This window comes from Streptomyces tsukubensis, from assembly GCF_003932715.1.
GTDB lineage: Bacteria > Actinomycetota > Actinomycetes > Streptomycetales > Streptomycetaceae > Streptomyces > Streptomyces tsukubensis.
Genome location: NZ_CP020700.1, coordinates 7,609,599 through 7,628,310 on the forward strand (window position 1 = coordinate 7,609,599; position 18,712 = coordinate 7,628,310).

An 18,712-nucleotide genomic window follows, 5' to 3' on the forward strand; every position below is an offset into this window, starting at 1 on the left:
AGCCGGTTGTGGTCGCTCCTGGTGGGGGTGGTATCGGATACGAGGATGAAGGTGTCCAGGACCGGACGCCCGACGGGGTGTTGGTCGCCCGTGGCCGGGGGATTTGCCCTGTGGGTGGCGGCGGTCGGCCGTTGTACGACCAGCTGGACTCGCGCCGCCAGCGCCGCGCCACGGACCGGCTGCTGTGCCAGGTCTGCGGTCGGAAGCCTCCGCACTCCCCGAGCGGGCCGCTCTGGCTGGTAGCCGGCGCAGAGCCGCTCGAAGGGGCGCTGACCATCACGCCACCTGTGTGCCCTGCGCCCTGCGCGGTCTTGGCGGTGAAGCAGTGCCCGGAGCTTGGACGTGGTTACACGGCCGTCCGGGTGCGGTACCCGCGTCCGTGGGGTCACCAGGGTGTCCTGTACGTACCCGACACCAGTCATGCACGCAGGGTTCGGCCGACTGATGAGTCGGTTCAGTTGCCGTACGGGAATCCGTATCTGCCGTGGCTGCTGGCTGATCGGTCCGTCACTCGACTGATGGGGTGCACTCCCGCCGATCTCACCGAGGGTGCCCGGTGACCTCGTACCCCGAGATTAACGCGAACCGCCTCATATGGTTCAAGATTGACTTTTCGGTTGTCTATGAGATCGTCGTGCAGGCGGAATGGGTGCGGCCGGGGCGAGGCTGACACGGGTGGCGGTGCGGGTGCGTCAGTTGCGCGCGCTCCTCGGAGGATTGAGCCGTACGGCGATCACCGGCGGCCGGTTCTGCGGCGAATCCCCGGTTCCGGACAAGCTGTCGCTCCCGACGTCCGCTCCCCCCGGCCGTCAGCCGAACGGCACTCGTCGACGAGGGGAATCATGAGCACAACAAGCCGGAAGCGTCTGTGGGCCGGGGGGCTCTCCGTCGCGGCGGCCGTAGCCCTGGCGGCCGGGCTCGTGGCCGCCGTGCCCGGGGCGGAGCGCTCGCCGGGCGGGTTCACGGCGCCGGACATCAGTCTGGTGGTGGCATCGCCCGAGGTCACCCTTCAGCAGTGGGAGGACGCGGACGGTCGGAGATATGTCGACCTGGGTGGTCTGGGGGCCTACGTCGGAGTCGAGGGCGGGCCACTGGAGCTGAGGGCGACCCGCGCCCTCGGGGCGGAGCAGGTCCGGGTTCAGCAGTTCGTCCACGACGGTGTGAGGGTCATCAGGAAGGATCTGCCCGCCGGTCTGGTGACGGACCTCGGGGGGCTGCCGGGCTTCACGGAGATCACCTTCATCGGCGCGGACGGAGAGGCCGTCGCCACCAGCCGGGAGACCTTCTGCCCGAACAACGCATCGGCCCGTATCGACCCCGGCGCCGTGCCCGTGCCGCGCTACCCGGAGCAGTGCCATGACGGGCCCTTCACCCTCGGCATGGTGTGGGGCGTCGAGAAGGGCTGGGCCACCAACACCAGCGCGGGCTTGACCAGCGTCCCCCTGCCGCTGGCCACCGGCAGGTACACGGCGCGGATCTCCGTGGCGGAGAAGTACCGGGAACTCTTCGGTATCGCGGACGAGCCGCAGACCGTGAAGGTGAACGTGACACCTCCGGATCCGGCCCCGAATCCGGCCGTCGATCCGGCTCCGGGCCGCGCCTCCGCCCACTCCGCCCACTCCGCCCACTCCGCGCATTCGGGAGACAGCGGCGCCCTGTCCGGGGCGGCCGGACGCGGGACGGCGGAGGACAGCTCCTATCCGCCGGCCGTACCGGAGGTCCCGCACGCGCTGAAGCAGCCCGCCCGCGCCGCGCTCAAGCTGCTGGGCGACGGCCCCGGCTACACCGACGGCTCCCGGTTCGCCCCGCGTGCGAAGGCCGCGGCTGCGCGGCCGGCGGGGCCGCCCGTGGTGCCGGCCCATGTGCCCAAGCCCGATCTGCGCGCCCTGCCCGTCTGGGACATCGCCGTCGAGACCGAGCGCCGGGGCGAGCCGGAGGGCCGCGACCACCTCGCCTTCGCCAGCACGACCTGGAACTCGGGCGACTCGCCGCTCGTCGTCGACGGATTCCGGCAGTCCGGCAAACCGCTGATGGACGCGTACCAGTACTTCTACGACGCCAGGGGCCGACAGGCCGGACACGCTCCCACGGGCACCATGGAGTGGGACCCGCGGGTGGGCCACAACCACTGGCACTTCACCGACTTCGCCGCCTACCGGCTGCTGACCGAGGACCGGAAGGAGGCCCTGCGCAGCGACAAGGAGGCGTTCTGCCTGGTCAACACCGATGCCGTCGACTACACGCTGAAGCGCGCCGACTGGCGCCCCAGCGGGACCGACCTGAGCAGCGCCTGCGGTCAGGGCGAGCCGCAGGCGCTCTCCATCCGCCAGTCGCTCGCCGTCGGCTCCGGCGACACCTACAGCCGTGATCTGCCGGGCCAGTCCTTCGACATCACGGACGTACCGAACGGCACGTACTGGATTCAGGTCGTGGCCAACCCGTCCGGGCGGCTCCACGAGAAGAGTCTCGCCAACAACAATGCCTATCGGAAGATCGTCCTCGGCGGCAGGCCCGGTGCCCGCACCGTGACCGCCGCCCCGCTCGGCGCCGACCTGACCGGGTGAGCAGAGGCCCGGGGCGGGTGGTGCGGACGGCGCGAGGCCCCTGGGAGGGTTCCCGCGAGGGCGGGGCCGCGCACCTCCGTGTGCTCGGCTGTCCGCCGCGGACGGCCGTCAGACCCAGCCCCGGCGTGCCGCCTCCGCGCCGGCCTGGAAGCGGCTGCGGGCGGCCAGCCTGCCGGTCAGGTCGGCGTTCATCCGGCGTACGGTACGCAGCGAGACGCCGAGGCGGCGGGCGATGCTCTCGTCCGTGTGCCCCTTGGAGAGCAGGCGCAGCAGCTCCTTCTCCTGCGGGCTGAGGCCGTCGCTGTCGTGGAGCGGCGCGGGGCCGACCGGATTGGCCCGGGCCCAGTACTCCTCGAAGAGCAGCCGGGCCACCGTGACGGCGCCGACGCTCCGCAGCTCAAGCGCCCCGGCCCGCCCGTCCCTCGGGTCGAGCGGGACGAGCGCCACCTCACGGTCGAAGATCACCATCGGGATCGCCAGTGACGGCAGGGTACGGGCTTCGCCGCCGAGGCCGCCCAGCCAGTTGACGTAGCGCACGGTTTCCGGGGCGTTGCGGAAACTGTCCTGGTAGATGCTGCGGATCCGGACGCCGCGGGCCAGTGCCCGCTGGTCGAGCGGCCTGCTGTCGGCGATGGCATCGGGCGGCTGGGCCCCGCCGGGCGACAGCGACAGGTACTCGAACCGCACCAGTTCGGCGAGCTCGGCCAGCCGTACGCGCATTTCGTTGCGGCCCTCCAGCCGCTTGACGACGTCGTAGCCGCGGGGGAGGCGGGCGGTCCGGCGGGCCGTGAGGGTGGTGACGGCCGCTTTCGCCTCCTCCAGTCCCCGCTGCTGTTTGGCGAGTTCGGCCTCCCGCCGGGAGAGCAGATAGGGCAGGCTGACATCGGGGTCGGCGGCCCGGAAGAGCTGCTCGCCCGCCGCATGGATGTCCGCCTGGTCCAGTAAGCAGAGGTCCGCGAGCCGGTCGAGCGCGCAGCGTACCTCCTCCTCGCTGCGGCCCACTCTGGTCACGATCTCGTCGAGTCTGAGTTCGGGTTCCTCCAGGAACAGCCGGTAGACGGCTTCCGTCTTCGAATCCAGGCCGAGTGCGTCAAACAATCCTTCCCCCCAAAATCTCCGGTTTTTGCGCACATCATTCCGCTCAAGTGCACAAGTGTGGGCGCGAGTTCAGAATTCGGTCGGGTAACGCGCGACCGGACCGGGCGGGGTGGCGCCGAGGAACATCCTCCGACCTGCCAAAGGTATGGACCAGTCGGAGGGTCTGGCCGAAAGCTGCCGGGCACCTCGCTGCCAGCGGGTCGGTTCCGCCTGTTCGGCGGCGCTCCGTGGCACAACTTCCGGTGGCAGCCGGTTGCGGCGGTACGGCCTGCCACCCGCCGGGTGTGGCCGCTGCCGCGGCGGGCCGACCAGAATCGGCGCCGGGCCGGAGGAGCTCCGGTCCCACTGCCGAGGGGAGCAGCCACATGATGAACTCGCCGCGCGGACCCGCCGTCGGAACCGCCTCCGTCGAGGGGGGCCGGGGCCCCCGGCGGACCGCTGCGGGGGCGCCCCCGGGACCGCCCGGCACCGGCCCGGGGCGGGTTCCGGACGGGGACGTACGGGGCTGAGCCCCGAGCGCGCTGCCTCATGTACCTCGTGACCGCGCTGCTGATCCTCGTCGAGGCCGGGAGGTCGCAACGTACCCCCGGCCCCCGTGAACTGGCCGAGATCCTGCGGTCGCACCGGCACCCACGGGCCGCCGGTGACGCCACCGTTCCCGCGCATCTGCACACCGTCGCGGGCCCGGACCGGGTCCATGCCGCCCTCTTCATGGAGGCGGGCGACCCGGTCGACGCCGAAGGCGCCGCCTTCGGATTCCTCGCCGGAGCGCTCGCCTGCTGCCCGGAGACCGTCGGCTGGGCGCTGGCGGCCCTCGGGCGGGTGCAGCCGGCCGGTACCGAAGAACCGAGAAGTCAGGGAGTGACATGCCAGGGGAACGACCCACCGTGTCCGTGATCATCCCCACCTACAACGCCGCGAAGACCCTGGGCGCCGTCCTGGAGTCGGTGTACGCCCAGACCCTCGCCCCGCTGGACGTGGTGGTCGTGGACGACTGCAGTACCGACGACTCCCGGGAGATCGCGGGGCGGTTCCCCTGCACCGTGGTGGCCTCTCCGGTCAACCGGGGGGTCTCGGCCGCACGGAACCTCGGCGCCCGCAACAGCGGGGGAGAGATCCTCTTCTATCTGGACTCGGACGTCGCGCTCGACCCCGACGCCCTCGCCAACGCCGTCGACCTGCTGCTCAGCGACCCCGGTACGGGCTGTGTCCACGGCATCTACGATGTCGAACCGCTCTTCGACGACGGCCCGGTGGAGCGCTACCGGGCGCTGCACGCGCACTTCTGGCGCCGGCGCAGCGTCGGTGTCGTCGGCACCGCGATCTTCGCCCTGGCGGCCATCCCGCGCGCCGTCTTCGAGGACGTCGGGCCGTTCGACGAGAACCTGCGCGATTCGGAGGACGTCGAGTACAGCGACCGGCTCGGCGCCGCGTACCGCATCCGGATGACCGAGACGGTGGTCGGGCGGCACGACGACGTGGACCGCCTGGGGCCGATGCTCTCCGAGCAGTTCCGCCGCTCCCAACTGCTGGTGCCGGTGGCCGCGGTGGAGCGCCGGGGCGGTGGCGGACTGAAGGCCAACCGGCCGGTGGGGGCGCTCGCCGCGGCCCTGGTGCCCGTGACGGCACCGCTCGGCCTGCTGGCCCCCTGGCTGCTGGCGGTGCCCGCGCTCTGTCTGCTCTGGTTCGCCCTGGCCGACCCGGGGCTGGCCCGGTTCGTCGCCCGGCGCCGGGGCGCGGGCTTCCTGGCGTGGTTCGTGCTGGCGCACTTCCTGGTGCATCTGGCCCTGGTGTCCGGTGCCCTGGTCGGGGCGGTGCGCTGGCTGGTCGACCCGGGCTTCGGGCCCTCGGTCCGCCGCCGCCGGGACCGGACTGCGGACGGGACGGCGGCCGGAGCGGCGGGCGCCCCACGGCGGTTGGCCGGTGAGTGACCCCGTACCGCCGCGGCCCCGGACGAGCCCCGATCCGCCCGATCCGGCAGAACCGGCAGAGTCGGTAGCACCGGCGCCCGCCTCCCGACCGCTGCGGTCCCGGATCACCCGCCTGCTCGCCGCGCTCGTCCTCCTCGGCGCCGTGGCCCTGGCGGTCGGCGGCGCGCTGGACGGAGCCGGCGCGGAGATCTCCGCCGCGGCCCGGCGCCCCGGCGGAACCGTCCTGCTGCTCTCCGCCGTACTGGCCAACGCGGCCGGACTGGCCCTCTCGATGCTCTCCTGGCGGGTCCTGGTCACGGACGACGGCGGACGGCTGCCGCTGCCCGTCGCCGCCCGGATCTTCTTCATCGGGTTCATCAGCAAGTTCGTCCCCGGCCGGATCTGGGGCGTGCTCGCCCATGTCCAGCTCGGCCGGGACGCGGGCGTGGCGCCCGAACGCATGCTGTCCGGTTTCGGGGTCGGCCTGGTCATCGGGATCGCCACCGGCGCCGCGGCCGGACTGCTGACGGCGCCCGCCGTCCTCGGCCCGTACACCTGGGCGTTCGCCCCTCTGGTGCTGCTGGCCGGGGCCGCATACGCCCGGCCCGGCTGGGTGAACCGGCTGGTGGCGGCGGTCCTGCGACTGGCCCGGCGGCCAGCCGTCGAACCGGGCTCGCCGCGGGCCGTACGCCGGTCGATCCTGCTCGCCCTGGCCTCCTGGGGCGTGTCGGGCCTGCACCTGTGGGCGCTCGTCGTCCTGTTCGGCGCACCCGCCGGACCCTCGCTGCCGGTCGCCGTCGGCGGCTTCGCGCTCGCCACCGTCGCGGGCAGTCTCGCCTTCGTCCTGCCCGACGGCATCGGCGCCCGGGAGCTGGTGCTGCTGGCCCCGCTGTCCGCCGTGATGCCGCTGTCCGCCGCGACCGCCGCGGTGATCGCGAGCCGACTGGTCTGCGTACTGAGCGAGGTCGCCACCACCGGCGCCGCCCTGCTCTGGGCCCGGCTCGCCCGCCCCGCTCCGGCCGCCCTGTCCCGTACCACCCTTCCGGAAGGGGTCCGATGACCTCCGCACACCAGCTGCTCAGCCTCGACGAGGCAGAGGAACTGACCGTACGCCAGGTCCACGAGCTGTACCGCTCGCACGTCAACCGCAGCCAGGTCGCCCTGATGACCTCCTTCGGCTTCGGCCGTGAACTCGTCGACCGCGCCGAAGGCGCCTGGATACACACCCGCGACGGCCGCCGCATCCTGGACTTCACCGGCGGCGTCGGCGTACTCAACCACGGCCACAACCATCCGCGGATCCTCGCCGCCCGCAAGCGCTTCCAGGAACGGCAGCGCATGGAGGTCCACAAGACCTACTTCTCCCCGTACATCGCCGCACTGGGCCACAACCTGGCCCAACTGCTCCCGGACGATCTGGCGATGTCCTTCTTCCCCAACTCCGGCGCGGAGGCGGTGGAGGGCGCGGTGAAGCTCGCGTACAAATACCACTCCGGGCGCCGCAGCCGAATCCTCCACGCCGACATCAGCTTCCACGGGAAGCTCCTCGGCTCCGGCAGCCTCACCGGCAGCGCCCAGTCCTCGGCCTTCCGGTTCCCCGGCATCCCCGGGGTCTCCGCCTTCACCTACGGAGACCTGGACTCGGTGCGCGAGGCCGTCGGCCGCGCCCGGAACGCCAAGGGCGGCTGCGACGTCTACGCGATCCTCATCGAACCCTTCTCGGCCTCCACCATGAACGAGTGCTCCGAGGAGTTCCTCCGCGGCCTGCGCGAGCTGTGCACCGCCGAGGACATCGTGCTGATCTTCGACGAGATCTACACCGGCTGGGGCAAGACCGGCAGCCTGTTCCACTTCATGCGCTACCCCGGCCTGGTGCCGGACGTCGTCACCACCTCCAAGGCCTTCGGCGGCGGCAAATCGTCCATCTCCGCCTTCGTCGCCCGCGAGCCCGTGTTCAAGAAGGCGTACGACAACCTCGGCGACGCCATGCTCCAGTCCACCAGCACCACCTACTACGGCTTCGGCGAGGAGACCGCCACCGCCGTCGAGGCCGTCAACATCGTCGTCGAGGACGACTATCCGGCCCGCGCCCGCGCCATCGAACGGGTCCTCGTCCCGGGCCTGGAGCGGCTGCGCAAGCAGTACCCCGACATCATCGCCGACGTCCGCGGCGCCGGAGCGCTGCACGGAGTGTTCCTCGACGGCGGTCCCCGCATCCTCGACCTCGCGGCCAGGCTCGCCCCCGGCGGCCTCGCCCGCGACCCCCTGCTCCGCACCAAACTCATCACCTGCGCGGTGATCAACGCCATGTACCAGGAGCACGACGTGTTCCTCTACTACACGCTCAACGGCCGCAGCCCGCTGGTCGTCGCGCCGCCGCTGGTCGCGGGACCCGCCGAGGTGGAGATCTTCCTCGACGCCTTCGAGAAGACCCTCGCCAAGGGACTCACCCGGCTGCTCACGGCCTTCGTCAAGGACAAGGCGGTGTCCCGATGGGCCTGAGGATCGCCGTCACCGGAGCCGCGGGCATGCTCGGCTCCCATCTGGTCGCCCGGCTGGCCGCCGACGGACACGATGTCACCGGGCTCGACCTGCGCCCCGCCGAGCACACCCCGCAGGGCGTCCGGCACCTGATCGCCGATATCCGCGACGGTACGGCGCTGAGCCGCGCGTTCACCGGCGCCGACGCCCTCGTGCACTGCGCCGCGGCGCTCCCCAGCTACCCCGTCGACCAGATCCGCTCCATCACCGTGGACGGCACCCGCAGCGTCCTCACCGCCGCCGAACGGGCCCGCATCCCGCGCGTGGTCCACATATCCTCCACCGCCGTCTACGGGCTGCCCAAACGCGTCCCCACACCGGAGGAGCACCCGCGCGAACCCGTCGACCCGTACAGCAGCGCCAAGGCGGAGGCCGAAACGGTCTGCGAGGAGTTCCGCGCCCGCGGCATGTGCCTGCCGGTGCTGCGCCCCAAGACCTTCGTCGGCCCCGGCCGGATGGGCCTGTTCTCGATGCTCTTCGAATGGGCCGACGAACGGCGGAACTTCCCGGTGCTCGGGCGCGGCGACGTCCGCATCCAGATGTTCGGCATGGCCGATCTGGTGGACGCGGTCGTCCTCGCCCTGGAAGCGCCGCCGGAAACAGCGAACGACGTCTACAACGTGGGCGCCGCCGAATTCGGCACCATCCGCGAGGACTTCCAGGCCGTCCTGGACGCCGCGGGCCACGGCAAACGCGTCGTCTCGCTGCCCGCGGGCCCCGCCCTCGCCGTACTGCGGGGCCTGGAGCGCAGCAGACTCTCCCCGGTCTACGGACGGCTGCTGTACAAACTGCTCGACGACAGCTACGTCGACATCAGCCGCGCCCGCGAACGGCTCGGCTTCCGGCCGCAGCAGTCCAACCGCGACGCCATCCTGCGGACGTACGAGTGGTGGCGCACCCTGCCCGCCGCCCGCTCCGCCACCGGCGCCGGCGGCCGGACCAGCCGCGACCCCTGGAAACAGGGAGCGCTCGGGCTGGCCAAGGTCTTCTTCTGACCCCCCTGGAGCCCAGCAGTGGAGAACCGTTCCGTGGACATCCCGAAGTTCTCCGCCGCGCCCGTGCGCGTGGCGGCCCCACCCGCCTTCGTCACCCCTCCCGCAGCACCGGCCCCCGCCGCAGACCCCCGCCGCCGGCCCGTGGCGGACCTGCTGGCCCTGATCCGTCCCGGCCAGTGGGTGAAGAACCTGGCCGTCGTCCCGCTCGCCCTCCTCGACACCCGCCACTGGACACCGTCCGGTGCCGGGCGGATCCTCTGGGCCCTGGCCGTCTTCACCCTCGCCTCCGCGATCGTCTACGTCGTCAACGACCTCGCCGACCGCGAACGCGACCGGCTGCACCCCGTCAAACGCCACCGCCCGCTCGCGGCCGGCCGGATCGGCACCGGAGGAGCCCTCGCCCTGGCCGCCGTACTCGCCGGAGTGCTGACCGGAGCCGTACTGGTGCGCCCGTTCGCCGAATGGTGGCCGGTCACCGTCTATCTGCTGATCAGCCTCGGCTACAGCCGGGGACTCAAACACGTACCCCTGCTCGACGCGTTCATCGTCGCCTCCGGCTTCGTCCTGCGCCTCGCCCTCGGCTGCGCCGCCGTGGGCCGGCCGGTGCCCTACTGGCTCGCCGTCTGCGTCTTCTCGTTCTGCCTGCTGCTCTCCCTGGGCAAACGGCGGCACGAACTCACCGCCGCCGAACTCGGCCACCGCCCCGCGCTGAGCGGCTACACCATCGCCTTCGCCGACCATCTGATCGGCCTGATCGCCGGGCTGACCGCCGTCTCCTACCTCCTCTTCCTCCACGAGGAACCGGTGTTCACCGGTGCCGCCGACACCCCCGCGCTGCTCTCCGCGCTCTGCGCACTCTTCGGACTGGCCCGCTACCTCCAGGTACTGCTGGTCGAAGAGGGCGGCGGCAACCCCGTCCGCGTCCTGGTGCGGGACCGCATCACCCTCCTCAACTCCGCGCTGTGGGCCGCTCTCATCGGCACCGCGCTGGCCCTGGGACGCGCCTGACCGCCCGCCGCCCCGCCGTACGCACCGCGCCCCTGCCCGACCGCCCGAAAGGCACGGCCCGATATGACCCGCCCCACCGGAACACCCCTGGCCTCGGTCGTCATCCCGAACTACAACTACGGCCGCGCCCTGGAGCACTGTCTGCGCGCCGCCCTGGCCCAGACCTACCGGCCGCTGGAGATCCTGCTCGTGGACGACTGCAGTACCGACGACTCGGTGGCCGTCGCGCAGTCCCTGGGCGTACGGGTCGTCAGCACCGGCGTCAACAGCGGAGTCGCCGTCACCAGGAACACCGGCGCCGCCCACGCCCGCGGCGAGATCGTCGTCTTCGTCGACTCCGACGTGGCCATGGAACCCGACGCCGTCGCCAACGCGGTCGCCATGCTCCGGGAGAACCCCCGCATCGGGGCGGTCTGCGGTACGTACGACGCCGAACCACTGATCCGCGACAGCCTCATCGAGGAGTACCGCTGTCTGCACCAGTACTACTGGCTGGCCGAGCACGAAGGGCGGATCGGGACCCTCCACACCGCCATCTGCGCAATGCCCGCCGAGGTCTTCGCCGAGATCGGCCCGTTCAACCCGAGACTGCGCCACACCGAGGACGGCGACTACGCCGCCCGGATCTGCCGCAGCTACGAGGTGCACAGCTCCACCACCGTACGGGGACGCCACGACCACGACGACACCTGGCGGGTGGTGCTGCGCAAGGTCTTCCACCGCACCCGGCTGCACATTCCGCTGTACGTCCGCCGACGCGATCTCCCCGGCGGAATCGCCACCGGCCCCCGCGCCGGAGCCAGCGTCGCCGCCCTGCTGGCCCCGGTCACCCTGCCCGCCGGACTGTTCGGCGCCCTCTGGCTGCTCCTGCCGGCCGGCCTGGCCCTCGGCTCACTGCTCGCCGACCGCCGTCTGTACGCCTTCGTCCTGGGACGCCGGGGGTACGGGTTCACCGCCTACTTCGCCCTGGCGCACTTCGTCGTCAACGCCGTTATCGCCCTGGGCGCCGGAGTCGGCGTACTCCAGTGGCTCACCTCCCGGCGCTTCCGGAGGCTGTACGACCCGCCGGTGCCGAGCGCCGGCGGACGGACGGCAGGAGCGACGGCGTGAGCACCCCCATCGGAGTGGACCGGCAGCCGCCCGAACCCGGCCCCGCACCGGCACCCGACCCGCACCCTGCTCCCGACCCCGGACCCGCCGCCGGGCCGTCCGCCGGGCCGTCCCGCCGGGCCCGCGCGGCCCGGGCCGCAGGAACCCTGCTGTTCGTCCTCGCCGCCCTGTGGGCGCTGAACACCGTACTCCGTACCGCCTTCAGCGGCCGCTGGTGGCTCTGGAACGGCATCGACCTCGCACCCCCGCTCGCCTATCTGGCCCTGCCCCTCGCCCTGCTGATCCCCGCGGCCCTGCTCCGCAGACTGCGCCGCTCCACCCTGCTCCTGTCCGCCCTCGCCCTGCTGCTGGGCGCCGGACAGGCGGGCCTCCACCCCGGCGCCCTGCTGCGCGACCCGGGACCGGTACCCGCCGACGCGCTGCGCGTGGTCACCTGGAACACCTTCTTCTGGCACCAGGACAGCGACCCCGAACGCTTCTACACCTATCTGCGCCGGTACGACGCCGACGTCTATCTGCTCCAGGAGTACCAGAACGCCCGCGGGGACCGGCCCGTCCCGATCGACGACCTCGCCCGGATCAGGGCCGCCTTCCCCGGCTACCGCATCGCCACCGAGGGAGGGTTCCTCACCCTCTCCCGCCACCCCGTCACCCTGACCCGCGCCCTGCGCCCGGCCGGACTGCCCGCCCCCGCCACCGACTGGCCCGACTACTGGGACGTCCGGGTACTGCGTACCGACATCCGCGTCGCCGGGCGCACCCTGTCGCTCTACAACACCCATCTGCCCGATCTGCTCAACGTCGACCGCAACCCGCTGACCCCGTCCTACTACCACGAGGTCGGCTCGCACGCCCATCGCCGCCTGCTCCATCTGCGCGCCCTGCGCGCCGATCTGGACGCCAACGACCACCCGGTCGTCCTCGGCGGCGACCTCAACGTCCTGCCGGGCAGCGAGGACCTGCGCTGGTTCCGGGGCCTGCGCGATACCGCGGATTCCGGTACGGACCTCTACCCCGCGACCTTCCCCGCCGGGCCCGCCGCGCTGTGGCGGCTCGACTGGACCTTCGCCTCCCCGGACATCGACGTCCACCGCCAGTCGCTGGAGAACCCGCCCGCGGGGCTCTCCACCCACCGTCTGATCCAGCTCCGCCTCTCCCTGCCGGAACAGCCGCCCGCCGGGCCGGACGGCGACCGCCCGGCAGCGGATGACCCGAAGGTGCAGCCATGACCGTCACGCGTACCACCCGTACCGCCCGCCCGTACCGCTACGACCTGACCGTCGTCCTCACCTACTACCTGCCCTACACCAGCGGGCTCACCGAGGTCGCCCGCACCGTTGCCGAAGGCCTCGCCGCCCGCGGCCGACGAGTCGCCGTGGTCGCCTCCCGGCACGACCCGGCCTCGCCCGTACGGGAACGGGTCAACGGCGTCGACGTGTTCCGCGCGCCGGTCGCCGCCCGGATCGGACGCGGCGTCCTCAGCCCCGGATTCCTCCCCCTGGCGGCCCGGCTCGCCCGCGCCTCCCGGGCCGTCAACATCCATCTGCCGATGCTGGAGGCGGGCCCGCTGGCCCTGCTGACCGGCCGTACGCCCGTGATCACCACCCACCACGACGACGTCTGGCTGCCGCCCGGCCGCCTCGCCGGACTCCAGGTCCGGGGCGTGGACGCCTCGGTGGCGACCGCGCTGCGCCGCTCGGCCGCCGTCGTCGTCAACAACGCCGACCACGCGGAGCACTCCCGCCACTGGCGCCTCATGCGCGGCAGGATCGCCCCGATCGCCCCGCCCTGCCGCGAACGGGAACCGGCGCCCGCCGCCTTCCGGGACGGGCCGGGCCCGCACTTCGGGTTCCTCGGCCGCATCGCCCCCGAGAAGGGGCTCCACCATCTGGTGGACGCCTTCCGCACCGTCGATGACCCCGCCGCCCGGCTGCTGATCGCCGGGGACTACTCCAAGGTGGCCGGCGGCAGCGTCGTCGGCGCGCTCCGCGAGCGCTCCGCGGGCGACCGGCGGATCCGCTTCACGGGATTCCTGACCGACCGGCAGGTCTCCGAATTCTATGCGTCGCTGGACGTCTTCGCGCTGCCCTCGGTGGCCGAGGAGTCCTTCGGCATCTCGCAGACGGAGGCGATGATGACGGGCGTTCCCTCGGTCGCCAGCGACGCCCCCGGCATGCGGGTACCGGTCACCAGCACCGGCTTCGGCCGGCTCTTCCCGCCCGGCGACTCCGCCGCCCTCGCCGCCGCCCTGCTGGAGGCCGCCGCCTTCTCACCGCAACAGCGCGCCGAGGGCGCCCGGACGACCCGGGACCGGTACGGCACCGACGGCTGCCTGGACAGCTACGACGAACTGCTGGAGACGCTCGGCGCGGCCCGCCGGGCCACCGTCTGACGCACGGGGCGCCCCGGCCGCCGGGGAGGCGTACCAGCGGCCCGACTCCGCCCGTCCGCACGGAAATTGAGGATCGCCCGCGGGTGATCGCCGTTACCCTGGACGGCGCGCGCCGGGCGGACTGCCGATCCGTGCCGCACATCCCGACCTTCCGAGAGGACTTGACATGCGTCATCGCTTCCTGGGATCGACCGGCCTGGCGGTAAGCGAACTCTGCCTGGGGGCCATGACGTTCGGGCGGGAGGCCGCCGAGCCGGAGGCCCATGCGATTCTGGACCGGTTCGTCGAGGCGGGCGGAAACTTCGTCGACACCGCCGACATCTACTCGGCGGGCGCCTCCGAGGAGATACTCGGCCGCTGGCTGAAGCAGCGCCGCCGCGACGATCTGGTGATCGCCACGAAGGTCCGGTACGGGACGGGTGACAGCCCCAACGACCGGGGACTCGGCCGCAAGCACCTGATCGCCGGTGTCGAGGCCAGCCTGCGCCGCCTCGGCACCGACCACATCGACCTCTACCAGGTGCACGCCTGGGATCCGGCGACACCGCTGGAGGAGACCCTGTCCACCCTGGACACCCTGGTGAAGTCCGGCAAGGTCCGCTATCTGGGGGCCAGCAACTTCTCCGGCTGGCAGCTCCAGAAGGCCCTCGACCTCAGCCGGCAGCACAACTGGGAGCGCTTCACCGCGCTCCAGCCGCTGTACAACCTGCTGGACCGGTCCACGGAGTGGGAGCTGGTCGAGGTGGCCCGCCACGAGGGGCTCGGTGTCATCCCCTGGAGCCCGCTGCGGGGCGGCTGGCTCAGTGGTTCGATCCGGCGCGGCGACACCGCACCCCCGGCCGGCAGCCGGGTGGAGACCGCGGAGCGGTTCGGCTGGGGCGAGTCCTGGAGCGCCTACCACGACGAGCGGACCTGGCGTGTTCTCGACGCCCTGTTCGAGGTCTCCGGGCGGAGCGGGCTGACCCCCGCCCAGGTCGCCATAGCCTGGCTGGGCGGCCGCCCCACGGTCACCGCTCCGATCATCGGTGCCCGTACCACCGACCAGTTGGAGAACCTGCTCGGCGCGGCCGGTGTCGACCTGGACCCGGCGGACGCGGCGCTCCTCACGGAGGTCGGTGACCAGCCCCTTCCGTACCCGTACAGCGTCATCGCCACCGACCCGGCCCAGCGTTGAGCACCGCCGCCCGGTTCAACGGAACCGGGCGGTGTTCTCGCCGTGGTACGAGCGGGCCCGGATCCGGCTTCAGAGCCGCGGCTCGTCGGCCGTGCCCGGCCGGCCCTCGCCCGCCATGAAGCGCCACACCAGACCGTGGCCGAGGAGCACCAGCAGGGAGAGCAGGATCGCCGCCGCCTGGATGGGGCGGAGGCCGAAGGAGCCGGCCAGGGAGGGGGCGATCCCCACCACGGCGATCAGGATGTAGACACCGGCGGCCGCGAGTTGGGGCAGGGCGAGACGGACGAGGGCCCGGTCCCGGGCACCGTACGCCAGCAGCCGCAGTGTCGAAGCGCAGCCCACCACCGCGATCACGGTGAAGCTGGCCCGCCAGATCTCCGGTGTTCTCACGCCGCCCACCTGCGCGAACAGGCCCATCACGGCGGGCAGCAGGAAGGACAGATAGATCCCGCCCACGATCCGGCGCAGAGCGGGCGTCCGCAGCCACTCCTGATGTCCCTGGACCACGTTCCACCAGAGGCCGACGAGGGTGAAGCAGGTGGCCGAGAAGAGCGCGTAAAAGGTGCTGACGTCCACCGGGCCTCCCGGGGCACGGAACGGGGCGCGGCGGTCCGTCCGCGCAGGCCGAGCGTCCCACGCCGGGGCACCGGGCACGGTGCAGCGACACCCGGTGCCCGGCGCGCCGGTGAGGTCAGGCGGCGCGGCAGAGTGCCGCGGTGGACGCCACCGTCGCGGCCACGGTACGGGGAGCGGGCACGGCGGCCGTGGTCTTCGCGCGGTTCCGGGCGAAGACGACGAGGCGCAGGACCGTGAACCGGGCGATACCGGCCAGGGCGGAGGCCGCCAGGTAGACGATCTGTTCCAGTGCCGGACCGGGCGCCGCGACCAGCAGATGCAGCAGGAGAACGGCCGCACAGGTCACCACGTACGCGGCCGCCGCGGACCCGGCCGACTGGAGGTGCTGGCGCCGGGTCGCGCGCCGGCCCGCGCCGAAGGTGAAGCGGGCGTGCAGTTCCGTGGTGAGGAGCGTGGAGGCCACCGTGACCACGGCGTTGGCGAGCAGCCAGGGGGTCCAGGAAGCGAGGGCCGTCACGGCGAATCCGGCGGCGAGCCCCACTCCGCCGCCGCAGAGCACGAAGCGTGCGAAGGAGTTGAGGGCTCCGGGTGCCGCCTGTCGCTCGCGCTGCGCCGTTTCCATGATCCCCGCCCCTTTTCGACCGACTCCGCGGAGGCACCCCCCGGCCTCACGAGCCGGGGGGTGCCGTCGTTGATGTCATTATGGCACAGGCATGGCGCCATGTGGGGACTTTTATGGCGCCATTGGCGTCATGGGTGGCGAGGTGGTCCGGGTCGGGGGATCCGACCGGTGGTCAGCTCCCGTACCAACGCCCCCACCTGGGCGGTCTCGATGAGGAAGCCATCGTGTCCATGACGGGAGGCGATCACGCGGAGTGTGTCCGCGCCCGGGAGGAGGGCGGCGAGCCGCCGCTGCTGGACCAGGGGATAGAGGCGGTCGGAGTCCACACCGGCCACCAGCGCGGGCATCGACGCGCGGCGCAGCGCGGCCCGTTCGCCGCCCCGGCCCCGGCCGATGTCGTGGCTGTTCATCGCTTCGGTGAGGACGACGTAACTGCCCGCGTCGAACCGGTCGACGAGCTTGCGGGCCTGGTGGTCGAGGTAGGACTCCACCTGGTAGCGCCCGCCGCTCCAGGGGTCCTCGGAAGCCTGCGCGGACCGTCCGAACCGTTCGTCGAGCTCCGGTTCGGAGCGGTAGGTGACATGGGCCAGCTCGCGGGCGATGCCGAGACCCCGGTGGGGGCCCTGGCCGGATCCCGCACCGTGGTAGTCGCCACCGTGCCAGTCGGGGTCGGCACGGATCGCGCGGAGCTGGATCCCGGCCCAGGCGATCTGCTCGGCGCTCGCGGCGGCGGTGCAGGCCAGCAGGAGCAGCGCGCCGGTGCGGTCGGGATGGGTGACCGCCCACTCCAGCGCCCGGTTGCCGCCCATCGACCCGCCGATCACCAGCGCCCAGCGGTCGATGCCGAGGGCGTCGGCGAACTGCGCCTCGGCGGCCACCTGGTCACGGGTGGTGAGGAAGGGGAAGGAGCCGCCCCAGATCCGGCCGTCGGGCCGTGGTGACGCGGGGCCGGTACTGCCCTGGCAGCCGCCGAGCACATTGGGTGCCACCACGAACCACCGGTCGGTGTCGAGAGCCCGGCCGGGGCCGATCAGGCCGTCCCACCAGCCGGGGGTGGGGTGGCCGGGCCCGGCGGGGCCGGCGGCATGGCTGTCGCCGGTGAGGGCATGGAGGACCAGGACCGCGTTGGCCCGGTCGGCGGCGAGCGTCCCCCAGGTCTCGTACGCGAGCCGGACCCCGGCCGGGGAATCGGCGCCCCGCGGCCCCGGCAGTTCACCGCCCGCCTCCAGCCGCAGGCCGCCGGGCAGCCGGACCCACCGGCGCCGGCCCGGCGGATCCCCCTCCCGCCAGGCGCCCCCGGCGGGAGGGGTGGGCGTGGTCCGCGCCCCGGTCGCTCCGGTTCCGGTGCTCAGGAGGCGCCCTTGGCCGCGCGGAACCCGGTCTCCAGATCCGCCTTCAGATCCGCGATGTTCTCGATCCCGGCGGAGAGCCGGACCAGGCCGGGGGTGGTGCCCGTGGCGGCGAGCTGCGCCGGGGCGAGCTGGCTGTGGGTGGTGGACGCCGGGTGGATGATCAGGCTCCGTACATCACCGATATTGGCCAGATGGCTGAAGAGTTCCACGGCGTCCACGAACCGCTTCCCGGCCTCGACACCGTCCCGCAGCTCGAAGGAGAGGACGGCACCGGCGCCGCGCGGCAGATACCTGCGGGCCGCCTCGTACCACCGGTTGCCGGGCAGCCCGGGGTAGTGGACCGCGGCGACCTCGTCGCGCTGCTGGAGCCATTCGGCGAGTGCCAGGGCGTTGGCCGAGTGGCGTTCGATCCGCAGGCTGAGCGTCTCGACGCCCTGGAGCAGCAGGAACGCGGAGTGCGGGGAGATCGCGGGGCCGAGGTCGCGGAGCAGTTGGACGCGGAGCTTGACGGCGAACGCGCCGTGGCCCAGATCGGGCCAGTACCGCAGGCCGTGGTAGCTCGGGTCGGGACGGTGGAAGTCCGCGAAGCGCTCGGGGTGGGCCCCGAAGTCGAAGGTGCCGCCGTCCACCACCACACCGCCGAGGGTGGTGCCGTGCCCGCCCAGGAACTTGGTCGCGGAGTGGACCACGATGTCCGCGCCGTGCTCGACGGGCCGCAGCAGATAGGGCGTCGGCACGGTGTTGTCGACGATCAGCGGGACCCCGGCCGCGTGCGCGGCGTCGGCCACGGCCCGGACGTCCAGCACATTCCCGCGCGGGTTGCCGAAGGTCTCCGCGAAGAAGGCCTTGGTGTTGGGGCGGACCGCGGCGTTCCAGTCCTCGGGGTCGTCCGGGTCCGTCACAAAGGAGACTTCGATCCCGAACCGGGAGAGGGTGTGGCGGAAGAGGTTGTACGTGCCTCCGTAGAGGGAGGCGCTGGAGACGATGTGGTCTCCGGCGCCGGCGACCGTGAGCACCGCCAGGGCCTCCGCGGCCTGTCCCGAGGCCACCGCGACCGCCGCCACACCGCCTTCCAGCGCGGCGATCCGCTGCTCCAGGGCGTCCTGGGTGGGGTTGTGGATCCGGGTGTAGATATTTCCCGGCTCGGCGAGGGCGAAGAGGTCCGCCGCGTGCGTGGTGTCCCGGAAGACGAAGGAGGTGGTCTGGTAGATGGGCACCGCCCGGGCCCCGGTGGCCGGATCGGGTGCGGTCCCGGAGTGCACCTGCTGGGTCTCGAAGGACCAGCCCGGCCGGGGCGCGGGCTTGTCGTCGGGGGTGTGACCGGCGGTCACCGAGTCGATGGGCTGACTCATGGACAGACACTTCCTTAC

The 18,712-nt window shown here is 72.6% G+C and carries 16 protein-coding genes; 11 read left to right on the forward strand and 5 right to left on the reverse strand.

The genetic code is table 11. The features are described 5' to 3' along the window. The first annotated feature begins 842 nt into the window (after window positions 1-842). On the forward strand, window positions 843-2,564 hold the full coding sequence (locus B7R87_RS31345; RefSeq protein ID WP_006344960.1) for a lysyl oxidase family protein: 1,722 nt from the start codon (window positions 843-845) through the stop codon (window positions 2,562-2,564). A 108-nt stretch (window positions 2,565-2,672) separates the two neighbouring features. On the opposite strand, the gene B7R87_RS31350 is transcribed toward B7R87_RS31345, so the two are convergent. Then, entirely contained in the window at window positions 2,673-3,662 is a 990-nt protein-coding gene (locus tag B7R87_RS31350; protein ID WP_130585151.1) for a helix-turn-helix domain-containing protein, read from the reverse strand. 537 nt (window positions 3,663-4,199) lie between these two features. On the opposite strand from B7R87_RS31350, the gene B7R87_RS31355 reads away from it, so the two are divergent. From B7R87_RS31355 to B7R87_RS31400, 10 genes are all read left to right on the forward strand, one after another. After that, window positions 4,200-4,559: a hypothetical protein gene (locus B7R87_RS31355; RefSeq protein WP_157997825.1), complete on the forward strand. Its 360-nt coding sequence runs from the start codon at window positions 4,200-4,202 to the stop codon at window positions 4,557-4,559. Then, window positions 4,556-5,593: a glycosyltransferase family 2 protein gene (locus B7R87_RS31360; protein WP_130585166.1), complete on the forward strand. Its 1,038-nt coding sequence runs from the start codon at window positions 4,556-4,558 to the stop codon at window positions 5,591-5,593. Before B7R87_RS31355 ends, B7R87_RS31360 begins: the two co-directional genes overlap by 4 nt. Next, window positions 5,586-6,632, forward strand: a complete 1,047-nt coding sequence (locus B7R87_RS31365) for a lysylphosphatidylglycerol synthase domain-containing protein (protein WP_006344956.1) — start codon at window positions 5,586-5,588, stop codon at window positions 6,630-6,632. Before B7R87_RS31360 ends, B7R87_RS31365 begins: the two co-directional genes overlap by 8 nt. Next, a complete protein-coding gene (locus tag B7R87_RS31370) occupies window positions 6,629-8,074 on the forward strand; it encodes an aspartate aminotransferase family protein (RefSeq protein WP_006344955.1) in 1,446 nt (481 codons plus the stop codon). The genes B7R87_RS31365 and B7R87_RS31370 overlap by 4 nt, the downstream gene beginning before the upstream one ends. Continuing rightward, window positions 8,065-9,108, forward strand: a complete 1,044-nt coding sequence (locus B7R87_RS31375) for an NAD-dependent epimerase/dehydratase family protein (protein WP_006344954.1) — start codon at window positions 8,065-8,067, stop codon at window positions 9,106-9,108. Before B7R87_RS31370 ends, B7R87_RS31375 begins: the two co-directional genes overlap by 10 nt. Window positions 9,109-9,126: 18 nt before the next feature. Beyond that, window positions 9,127-10,116: a UbiA prenyltransferase family protein gene (locus B7R87_RS31380; RefSeq protein ID WP_006344953.1), complete on the forward strand. Its 990-nt coding sequence runs from the start codon at window positions 9,127-9,129 to the stop codon at window positions 10,114-10,116. Between the two features lie 63 nt (window positions 10,117-10,179). Beyond that, window positions 10,180-11,226, forward strand: coding sequence for a glycosyltransferase family 2 protein (locus B7R87_RS31385; RefSeq protein ID WP_006344952.1), 1,047 nt, complete (start codon window positions 10,180-10,182; stop codon window positions 11,224-11,226). Continuing rightward, a complete protein-coding gene (locus B7R87_RS31390) occupies window positions 11,223-12,455 on the forward strand; it encodes an endonuclease/exonuclease/phosphatase family protein (protein ID WP_130585150.1) in 1,233 nt (410 codons plus the stop codon). The genes B7R87_RS31385 and B7R87_RS31390 overlap by 4 nt, the downstream gene beginning before the upstream one ends. Then, a complete protein-coding gene (locus tag B7R87_RS31395) occupies window positions 12,452-13,618 on the forward strand; it encodes a glycosyltransferase family 4 protein (RefSeq protein WP_006344949.1) in 1,167 nt (388 codons plus the stop codon). Before B7R87_RS31390 ends, B7R87_RS31395 begins: the two co-directional genes overlap by 4 nt. A 166-nt stretch (window positions 13,619-13,784) precedes the next feature. Continuing rightward, window positions 13,785-14,792, forward strand: a complete 1,008-nt coding sequence (locus B7R87_RS31400; protein ID WP_006344948.1) for an aldo/keto reductase — start codon at window positions 13,785-13,787, stop codon at window positions 14,790-14,792. 69 nt (window positions 14,793-14,861) lie between these two features. Here the strand turns inward: B7R87_RS31400 and B7R87_RS31405 are convergent, their stop codons facing one another. The 4 genes from B7R87_RS31405 to B7R87_RS31420 form a co-directional block, all read right to left on the reverse strand. Then, on the reverse strand, window positions 14,862-15,368 hold the full coding sequence (locus tag B7R87_RS31405; RefSeq protein WP_006344947.1) for a hypothetical protein: 507 nt from the start codon (window positions 15,366-15,368) through the stop codon (window positions 14,862-14,864). Window positions 15,369-15,483: 115 nt separating this feature from the next. Further along, the gene (locus B7R87_RS31410; RefSeq protein ID WP_006344946.1) at window positions 15,484-15,990 is read right to left on the reverse strand and encodes a GtrA domain-containing protein; all 507 of its coding nucleotides are present in this window, start codon (window positions 15,988-15,990) and stop codon (window positions 15,484-15,486) included. 128 nt (window positions 15,991-16,118) lie between these two features. Further along, entirely contained in the window at window positions 16,119-17,342 is a 1,224-nt protein-coding gene (gene metX, locus B7R87_RS31415) for a homoserine O-acetyltransferase MetX (protein ID WP_130585149.1), read from the reverse strand. Continuing rightward, the gene (locus tag B7R87_RS31420) at window positions 17,339-18,694 is read right to left on the reverse strand and encodes a bifunctional o-acetylhomoserine/o-acetylserine sulfhydrylase (RefSeq protein ID WP_006344944.1); all 1,356 of its coding nucleotides are present in this window, start codon (window positions 18,692-18,694) and stop codon (window positions 17,339-17,341) included. The genes metX and B7R87_RS31420 overlap by 4 nt, the downstream gene beginning before the upstream one ends. Between the last annotated feature and the right edge of the window lie 18 nt (window positions 18,695-18,712).

Coding starts and splice junctions, on each gene's coding strand:
- B7R87_RS31400 (WP_006344948.1), top strand. CDS start 13,785: ATGCGTCATCGCTTCCTGGGATCGACCGGCCTGGCGGTAAGCGAACTC.
- B7R87_RS31375 (WP_006344954.1), top strand. CDS start 8,065: ATGGGCCTGAGGATCGCCGTCACCGGAGCCGCGGGCATGCTCGGCTCC.
- B7R87_RS31420 (WP_006344944.1), bottom strand. CDS start 18,694: ATGAGTCAGCCCATCGACTCGGTGACCGCCGGTCACACCCCCGACGAC.
- B7R87_RS31370 (WP_006344955.1), top strand. CDS start 6,629: ATGACCTCCGCACACCAGCTGCTCAGCCTCGACGAGGCAGAGGAACTG.
- B7R87_RS31410 (WP_006344946.1), bottom strand. CDS start 15,990: ATGGAAACGGCGCAGCGCGAGCGACAGGCGGCACCCGGAGCCCTCAAC.
- B7R87_RS31395 (WP_006344949.1), top strand. CDS start 12,452: ATGACCGTCACGCGTACCACCCGTACCGCCCGCCCGTACCGCTACGAC.
- B7R87_RS31345 (WP_006344960.1), top strand. CDS start 843: ATGAGCACAACAAGCCGGAAGCGTCTGTGGGCCGGGGGGCTCTCCGTC.
- B7R87_RS31385 (WP_006344952.1), top strand. CDS start 10,180: ATGACCCGCCCCACCGGAACACCCCTGGCCTCGGTCGTCATCCCGAAC.